Source organism: Mycobacterium sp. E2989 (genome assembly GCF_001667595.1).
In the GTDB taxonomy this organism is placed as follows: Bacteria; Actinomycetota; Actinomycetes; order Mycobacteriales; family Mycobacteriaceae; genus Mycobacterium.
In genome coordinates this window covers 1-7,503 of sequence record NZ_LZJX01000005.1, presented here as the reverse complement: position 1 = coordinate 7,503, position 7,503 = coordinate 1, and the positions used below count along the sequence as shown (strand labels likewise).

Below are 7,503 nucleotides of genomic sequence, written 5' to 3'. Positions count from 1 at the left end.
CGCGGATCAAGCTCGACTGCCTCTACCCCGGCCTGTGGCCGTCGTTCTGGGGGGTCAACGAGGACCCGCTGCCCGACGGGGAGGTGGACGTCTTCGAGTGGTACGGCAACGGGTCGTGGCCCCCGGGCACTACGGTCCACGCCGCGTCCAACGGCAAGACCTGGGAGGGCAAATCCATTCCCGGGTTGGTCGACGGTGCCTGGCACACCTGGCGAATGCATTGGGGCGAAGAGGGATTCGAGTTCTCGCGGGACGGGGCCGAGTACTTCAAGGTGCCCAACAAGCCCATCCACGTGGCCGGCGGCGCCCCCGACGACTTCCGGTGGCCGTTCAACAAGCCCGGCTACTGGATGACGCCGATGTTCACCCTCGCCGTGGGCGGGGTCGGCGCCGGCGATCCGGCGGCGGGGACGTTCCCGGCCTCGATGCTGGTCGACTACGTCCGCATCTGGTGACTAGCGCTGCGCCTTGAACACCTGCACCAGGTTGAACTGCCAGCGCTCGACGAGCCGGAAACCCAGGTCGTGTGGGACCGCGAAGGACGGCGTCGCGCCGTAGACCGGTCCGGGCGGGATGGCCGGGCCCTGCTCGTGGGCCGGCTGTGACGGGTCGGCCTGGGTGATGATCCACACGACGCCGCAGTGGCTCAACGGCGTCGCGACGACCTCGGGAATGAGGTTGGTGTCGAAGACGTCGTTGCGGTCGGTGGCCCGCTGCCACAGGGTGAGGTCGACCAGCTTGCGGTAGGCGTCCGGGCGCGCCGCCATGAGCGGGCGCATCGGGGCGGGCATGAATGTCACCGTGTCGTTCACCAGCAGGCAATCGCCCGGGGCCGCCTTCGCGGTGATCAGGTCGGCAACCTGGCTGTAATCCATCCCGTACTTGGCGTACGGATTACGCTGCGCAAGAACATAATTGGGCGCGGCGGCGACGCCGAACAGGGCGACCAGGGCCGCCGTCAGCCAGGGCCGGGCGGTCACCGCGGCCGCGCAGACGCCCAGGATCAGCGCCATGCCGGGTGCCGTGAAGGACAGGTAGCGCGGGGTGTAGATCGGGTGCACCAGCGCCGAGTAGATCACGATGGCGGCAGTCGGCAGCACGAGCCAGGCGGCCGCCAGGGTCAGCAGCTGCCGGTCGGCCCGCGCCAAGGGCGCCCTGACCGACCACACGGCGATGGCCGCCGCGATCACGAGCGCCGACAGCACGGCGAACGGGGGGCTGCGCTCGAAATACTGTTGCACCACCACGTCTTCGAGCGTCCGGCGACCGATCGGGGCGATCCAGCTGATCTGGTGCGCCTGCCCGGCGACCGTAAGCAGGAACGGCGCCATGGCGCCGACCGCGGCGGCCGCGGTGACGCCGAATCGCAGCAAAACCCTTCGCGCGCAACCGGATACGAGGACCAAGTGCACCGCCACCAGCAACGCGAGGTACACCTCCAGCGTGATCGACGCCGCCAGGGCGAGGCCGTAGGCCACCCACAGCCAACCCGTGTCGCGGCGCGCGGCGCACACCAACAACACCGTCAGCCACACCGCGGCCATCATGGACAGCGCGTAGGGGCGGGCCTCGATGCCCGCCCAGGTGGCCCGGGGCAAGACGGCGCAGAAGACACCGGAGGCCACCGCGACGGTGCGCGTCGAGAACTGCTTGCCCAGCACCACGATTCCGGCGGCCGCGCCCCCGACGGCCAGCCCACTGGGCACGCGCGAGAAGAACTCCGTCGGTCCGAACACCTGAAACCAGGCGTGCATCAGCAGGTAGTACAGGCCGTGCACGGCGTCGACGTTGCCCAGCATCCGCCACAGCTGGGCAAGCGAACGACTGTATGCGGCCGAAATGGTGGCGGCCTCGTCGTACCAGAAGGAGGGGCGGCCCGCGCCACCCAGGCTCACCGCGACCGCGAGCAGGCCGACGAGCAGCGGGTCCAGCGCGGCCGGCGGGCGGCGAAGCGGGTTCCGCACGTCGCTATGGTGCCAGAAGCGTGCCCCGGGCCCGTCGGGCCCTAGCGCCGGGTCAGTTCAGCAGCCAGACGTGCCAGAAGCCGTCGGAGCCCTGGCGGCAGTCCCAGTGGGTGTAGAGGTGGTCGTTGTGGGTGATCTCGACGTTCGGGGCGTCGGCCTCGCAACCGGCCAGACTCGAGTAGTTGCCCTCGACCTCGACCTGGTCGGCGGCGGCCACGCCCACCCCGGCGGTGAGCAGCCCGGCCAGCGCGAATAGGCCAGCGGCGCAAGCGATCTTCATGTGGACCTCCCCTTGATGGTTGAGCCGACTATATCGACCGGCGCGGGCGTGGGATCGAAAACAGGGAACTCGACGAACCGGCACTGTTCGAACGTATGATCGATCGATGGGGCAGTTCGCGTCCATCGGGTACAACGGCCAGCCGGTCCGCAGCCCGTTTCGGGTGGTGCGCCCGCCGATCGCGGTGCTGGTGGACCTGACGGTCCTGTTCCCGCGCGAGCCGCACCGCTCCGGCCGGTACCAGCCCAACGGACTGCAACTGCACAAGGTGGTCGAGGGCCTGCTGAGCTGCTGGGGCCTGTGCGAGCAGGGCGACTGGTGGGGGCTGGTGACCTACCCGATCGCGTATGGCTCCGAGCGCAAAACCGTGACGCACTGGGTGCCCGCCTGGACGCTGCGCCGGAGACGCTGAAAGCCGTTCCGGCGGCGGCGCTTACGCCGGAGCCGTGCGGGCGCGCCAAGCCGATGCGATGATTGCTGCCCGTGGACGCAAGTTGGGGCTCGGTACTGACCAAGCTGGTCGCGCTGGCGGCGGTCATCGCGCTGTCGCCGATCACGGTCATCCCGGCGGTGCTCGTCTTGCACTCCCCGCGGCCGCGGCCGACCGGCCTGGCCTTCCTCGCCGGGTGGGTGTTGGGTCTGGTCGCCCTGACCGCCGCGTTCGTCGGCGGCTCGGGCCTGCTGGAAGGCCTGCACAAGGCGCCGCCGACGTGGGCGTCGTGGCTGCGCGTGGTGCTCGGGTCGGCGCTGATCGCGTTGGGCGGATACCACTGGCTGTCCCGGCATCGGCACGCAGCCATGCCGCGCTGGATGCGCTCGTTCTCGACGCTGACCCCGGCGCGCGCGGGGGTGACCGGGGCGGTGCTGGTGGTGCTGCGGCCCGAGGTGCTGATCCTGTGCGCGGCGGCCGGGTTGGCCGTCGGCAGCAGCGGCCTGGGCGCGGCCCGCCAGCTGGTGGCCGCCACGGTGTTTCTCGTGATCGCCGCGTCGACGGTCGCCATCCCGATCCTGGCGTACGCCGGCGCGGGCGACCGCCTCGACGATGCGCTGGAACGCCTCAAAGTCTGGATGGAGGAAAACCACGCCACGCTGCTGGCGGTCATCCTGGTTTTGATCGGTTTGATGGTGCTCTACAACGGGATTCACGCCCTGTAGATTGCTGCCCATGGCAGGCAGCTGGGGCACCGTGCTCACCGGGCTCGTTCCGCTCGGACTGGTCATCTCGCTCTCGCCGCTCACGGTCATCCCGGCCGTGCTCGTGCTGCAGGCGCCGCGGCCGCGGCCGACGGGCCTCGCCTTCCTCGCCGGCTGGGCGCTGACCCTTGCCGCGCTGACGGCGCTCTCGGTCACCGCCTCCCACCTGCTCGGCGGCCTCGACAAGTCGCCGCCGCGATGGTCGTCGTGGTTGCGTGTGGTGCTGGGTTCGGGGCTGATCGTGTACGGCATCTACAAGTGGCTGAACCGGCACGGCCACGCCGAGTCCCCGGCCTGGATGCGCTCGTTCGCCACCATCACCCCGGCCCGGGCCGGGATCATGGGGGCCGTCCTGGCGGTGGTGCGGCCGGACGTGCTGCTGATCTGCGTTCCGGCCGGGCTGGGCATCGGCACCGCCGGACTCGGCCTCGCCGGTGACTGGCTGGCCGCCGCCTTCTTCGTCGCGATCGCGGCGTCAAGCGTGGCGATCCCGATCCTGGCCTATGCGGCCGCCGGCAGCCGCCTCGACGACACGCTGGCCAGGCTCAAGGACTGGATGGACCGCAACAACGCCGCCCTGCTGGCGGCGGTCCTGGTGCTGATCGGTGCGATGGTGCTCTATCACGGGATCGACGCGCTGTAGCCGCCGTCGGCCAGGCCGGCGTCCGCCTCGAGCCGGTTGACCGCGCCGAAGGCGTATTCGCGGATGAGCTCCCAGCCGTAATCGCGCAGCATGCCCGCGTAGCCCTTCGCCGCCCACTGCCGGCAGTGCCGCTCCTCGTGGTGCAGCACCCGATCCAGGTCGTGCCAGGCGCGCCCGGACTCGATGATCCGGCGCAGCCGCTCGGCCGGCTCGGTGACGCCGCCCATGTTGACCATGAAGATGTCGCCCCAGGTGGTGCCGCCGCGGCGGCAGAATTGCCGCTGGATCCAGTTGCCGCCCAGGCCCATCAGGATGCCGTTCGGCGTCGTGACCAGACGCCCGCCGTTGCGGTCGACGAAGCCGACGTCGCGCGCGTAGCTCCAGTGGTTCGCGTTCTGCCGCCGCATGATTCGAGTGATCTCGGCGGCGCCGTAGGGCGTCGGTGGGAAATCGGTGCGCCGCCCGCCCCCGCCGCCGTAGCCGGTGCCGGCGTTCAGGACGTAGGTGCCCAGCACCGCCGCGCGGGCGTCGCCGCCACTGACGCCGCGGGGCAGCAGAAAGAACGACTTGCCGTCCGGGTCGCGGATCTCGACGGTCTTCGCGAGCGGACGGAAGCTGTCCGCGGTGACGGCGTGCCGCCGGGTGATCTCGGCGAGGACGTCCGGGGCCACGCCCCGCCGCGCGGCGTTTTCCCGCCATCTCTGGTAGTAGCCCGGTGCGTCCATGTCCGCCAACCAATTTAGGGTGTAGCGAATGAACAGGCGGCCCTGGCAACGCGCGCGCGGCATCAACCAGATCACCCGGGGGCTGGGCACCCTGGACCGGGAGATCTTCGAGGCGATCGCCGAGACCGACACCCCGCTGCTGGATGCGGTCATGCCGCCGCTGACCCGGGCGGCCGACAACTCCAAGCTGTGGTTCGCCATCGCCGCGGCCCTGATGGCTTCGGGCAACAAGAGCGCGCAGCGCGGAGCGACGCGCGGCGTCGTGACGCTGGCGCTCACCAGCCTGGTCACCAACCAGGTCGCCAAACGCATCCGGCGCCGCCCGCGGCCCGGGTACGAGCTGGTGCCGCTGGTCCGGCAGGTCCGCCGCCGGCCGACGTCCAACTCCTTCCCGTCGGGGCATTCGGCCAGCGCGGCCGCGTTCGCCGTCGGCGTCGGTCTGGAGAACCCGATGGTGGGATTCGGGCTGGCGCTGCTGGCCGGGCTGGTCGGACTGTCGCGGGTGGCCACCGGCGCGCACTACCCGGGCGACGTCGTCGCCGGGTTCGGCATTGGGGCGGGCGTGGCGGTACTGGGCGGCCGCCTGGTCCCGCCGATCGTCGAAACGGCCCTGCCCAAGACGGAACCGCTGCGGGTCGAGACGCCCGAGCGGCCCGACGGGTCCGGGGTGGTGCTTGTCATCAACCCCGAATCCGGCAGCGGCACCGGCGCCCGTGTCGTCGACGAGGTGCGCAAGGCGCTGCCGAAGGTCGACATCCGGGAGCTGGGCCCCGACGACGAGCCGGCCGACGTCCTGCGTGAGGCCGCCGAGCGCGCCGAGGTGCTGGCCGTCGGCGGCGGCGACGGCACCGTGGCGGCCGCCGCCGGCGTCGCCATCGAGACCGGGCTGCCGCTGGCCGTGTTCCCCGCCGGAACGTTCAACCACTTCGCCAAGGACATCGGCTGCGACACCGTGGCCAAGACGGTCGACGCGATCCGGCGCGGCAGCGTGGCGTGCGTGGACCTGGTGTGCCTCAACGAAAGTCAGATGGTCCTCAACACGGCCAGCATCGGCGCCTACCCGGCCTTCGTCCGGCAGCGCGAGAAACTTCAGAAGCGCATCGGCAAGCCGCTGGCCGGTCTGTACGCGATGCTGCACACCTTGCGCAACGACCAGCCCGTCCGGATTTCGTATGACAACAAGACGCTGCTGACGTCGCTGTTCTTCCTCGGCAACTCGCTGTATCTGCCCACCGGGTTCGCCCCGTCGCGGCGGACCCGGATGGACGACGGCCTGATCGACGTCCGGATGCTCGAAGCGGGACGCCGCCTGTCGCGCACCAGGATCCTGACCGCGCTCGCATTGGGTCGGCTGGAGAGAAGCCCGCTCTATCACGAGCTGCAGGTGCCGGAATTCGCGTTCTCCGCCGTGGACGGGCCGACGGTCATCGCGTATGACGGTGAGGTCGGCGACGAATACGAGAAGGCCAGCTTCACCGCCAAATACCGTGTCCTGCCGGTCTTTCGGCCCTGCGACTAGGCGCCCTCGGTGAGGTCGCGCAGCCGGGCATAGCGCGCGAGCACGTCGGGCGTGGGGGCGGCGGTGTATTCGTCGGTCCGCGGCGGCGTCCAGGCGGGCGGTGTCGGTGACCCGCTGAGCGCCCACGCCGCCTGCCGCGCCGCGCCCAACGCGACGTACTGCGCCGGGGCCGGCGCCAGCACGGGCACGCCGAACACCGCCGGGGCGATCTCGCGCAGGGCCCGCGACCCCGCGCCGCCGCCGATGAGCAGGACGCGGCGCGGGGTGACGCCGTGCGCGGCCAGGTGGGCCAGGCCGTCGGCCAGCGCGCACAGCAACCCCTCCACCGCGGCGCGGGCCAGGTTGGCCGGCGTCGCGTTGGCGACCCGCAGGCCGTGCAGGGCACCGGAGGCGTTGGGGCGGTTGGGGGTTCGCTCACCCTCCAGATAGGGCACCAGCACCAGCCCCGCGCTGCCCGGCGGCGCGGACAGCGCGAGCTCCGACAGCTCGTCGTGGTCGACGCGCAGCATGGCGGCGGCCGCGTCCAGCACCCGCGCCCCGTTGAGGGTGCACACCAGCGGCAGGTAACGCCCGGTGCCGTCGGCGAATCCGGCGACGAAGCCGGCGTCGTCGCGGACCGGGTCGGCGCTGACGGCGGCGACCACCCCCGAGGTGCCGACCGAGACCACCACGTCGCCCTGGTCGGCGCCCAGGCCCAGCGCCGCTGCGGCGTTGTCCCCGAGACCGGCCCCGAATATTGTTGTGCCGCTACGTGTTCCGTCTGACGGGCCCAGAACGGTCGGCAGTCGTGGCCGGCGACCGCGCAGGGCCAGCTCGAGCAGGTCGACGCGATAGTCGCCGCGGGCGGCGTCCTAGTAGCCGGTGCCGCTGGCGTCGCTGCGATCGGTGGTCAGGGCCGCGATGTCGGCGTCACCGCGTAGCCGCCACGTCAGCCAGTCGTGCGGGAGGCAGACGCCCGCCGTGCGGTCGGCGTGGCCCGGCTCGTGGTCGGCGAGCCAACGCAGCTTGGCCACCGTGATCGCGGCCAGCGGCACGACGCCGACGGCCCGCGCCCACGCCCCCGGCCCGCCCAACTCGTCGACGAGCGCGCGCGCCGCGTCGGCCGACCGCACGTCGTTCCACAGCAGCGCGGGCCGAACCACCTGGCCGGCCGCGTCCAGGCACACCATCCCGTGTTG

General features: G+C 71.6%; 8 protein-coding genes and 1 pseudogene. 5 read left to right on the top strand and 4 right to left on the bottom strand.

What is annotated here, in order from left to right; all coding sequences use genetic code 11:
- The coding region (locus A5680_RS00940; RefSeq protein WP_156674973.1) for a family 16 glycosylhydrolase at positions 1–455 on the top strand (455 nt) is incomplete at its 5' end.
- On the opposite strand, the gene A5680_RS00935 is transcribed toward A5680_RS00940, so the two are convergent.
- Together A5680_RS00935 and A5680_RS00930 are read right to left on the bottom strand one after the other, a co-directional pair.
- Entirely contained in the window at positions 456–1,964 is a 1,509-nt protein-coding gene (locus tag A5680_RS00935; protein WP_067815170.1) for a glycosyltransferase family 39 protein, read from the bottom strand.
- Positions 1,965–2,016: 52 nt separating this feature from the next.
- Positions 2,017–2,244: a hypothetical protein gene (locus A5680_RS00930; protein ID WP_055400565.1), complete on the bottom strand. Its 228-nt coding sequence runs from the start codon at positions 2,242–2,244 to the stop codon at positions 2,017–2,019.
- A gap of 106 nt (positions 2,245–2,350) precedes the next feature.
- Here A5680_RS00930 and A5680_RS00925 point away from each other — a divergent pair, with 106 nt between their 5' ends.
- From A5680_RS00925 to A5680_RS00915, 3 genes are all read left to right on the top strand, one after another.
- Entirely contained in the window at positions 2,351–2,656 is a 306-nt protein-coding gene (locus A5680_RS00925; protein ID WP_055400563.1) for a hypothetical protein, read from the top strand.
- Between the two features lie 71 nt (positions 2,657–2,727).
- Positions 2,728–3,399, top strand: a complete 672-nt coding sequence (locus tag A5680_RS00920) for a GAP family protein (protein ID WP_067815167.1) — start codon at positions 2,728–2,730, stop codon at positions 3,397–3,399.
- Between the two features lie 10 nt (positions 3,400–3,409).
- Complete coding sequence (locus A5680_RS00915) at positions 3,410–4,081, top strand: GAP family protein (RefSeq protein WP_055400590.1); 672 nt, start codon at positions 3,410–3,412, stop codon at positions 4,079–4,081.
- Here A5680_RS00915 and A5680_RS00910 read toward each other — a convergent pair.
- The gene (locus tag A5680_RS00910) at positions 4,060–4,806 is read right to left on the bottom strand and encodes a hypothetical protein (protein ID WP_067815173.1); all 747 of its coding nucleotides are present in this window, start codon (positions 4,804–4,806) and stop codon (positions 4,060–4,062) included. The two genes, A5680_RS00915 and A5680_RS00910, sit on opposite strands and share 22 nt — an antisense overlap.
- Before the next feature lie 28 nt (positions 4,807–4,834).
- Here A5680_RS00910 and A5680_RS00905 point away from each other — a divergent pair, with 28 nt between their 5' ends.
- On the top strand, positions 4,835–6,325 hold the full coding sequence (locus A5680_RS00905) for a bifunctional phosphatase PAP2/diacylglycerol kinase family protein (RefSeq protein ID WP_055400559.1): 1,491 nt from the start codon (positions 4,835–4,837) through the stop codon (positions 6,323–6,325).
- Here the strand turns inward: A5680_RS00905 and A5680_RS00900 are convergent.
- Positions 6,322–7,503: pseudogene (locus A5680_RS00900) on the bottom strand (FGGY-family carbohydrate kinase); the annotation flags it as partial. The gene A5680_RS00905 and the pseudogene A5680_RS00900 overlap by 4 nt on opposite strands.

What these genes read in the sequence shown, in the direction of transcription:
- A5680_RS00930 (WP_055400565.1), bottom strand. Translation starts at nt 2,244, where the DNA reads ATGAAGATCGCTTGCGCCGCTGGCCTATTCGCGCTGGCCGGGCTGCTC.
- A5680_RS00925 (WP_055400563.1), top strand. Translation starts at nt 2,351, where the DNA reads ATGGGGCAGTTCGCGTCCATCGGGTACAACGGCCAGCCGGTCCGCAGC.
- A5680_RS00915 (WP_055400590.1), top strand. Translation starts at nt 3,410, where the DNA reads ATGGCAGGCAGCTGGGGCACCGTGCTCACCGGGCTCGTTCCGCTCGGA.
- A5680_RS00910 (WP_067815173.1), bottom strand. Translation starts at nt 4,806, where the DNA reads ATGGACGCACCGGGCTACTACCAGAGATGGCGGGAAAACGCCGCGCGG.
- A5680_RS00905 (WP_055400559.1), top strand. Translation starts at nt 4,835, where the DNA reads ATGAACAGGCGGCCCTGGCAACGCGCGCGCGGCATCAACCAGATCACC.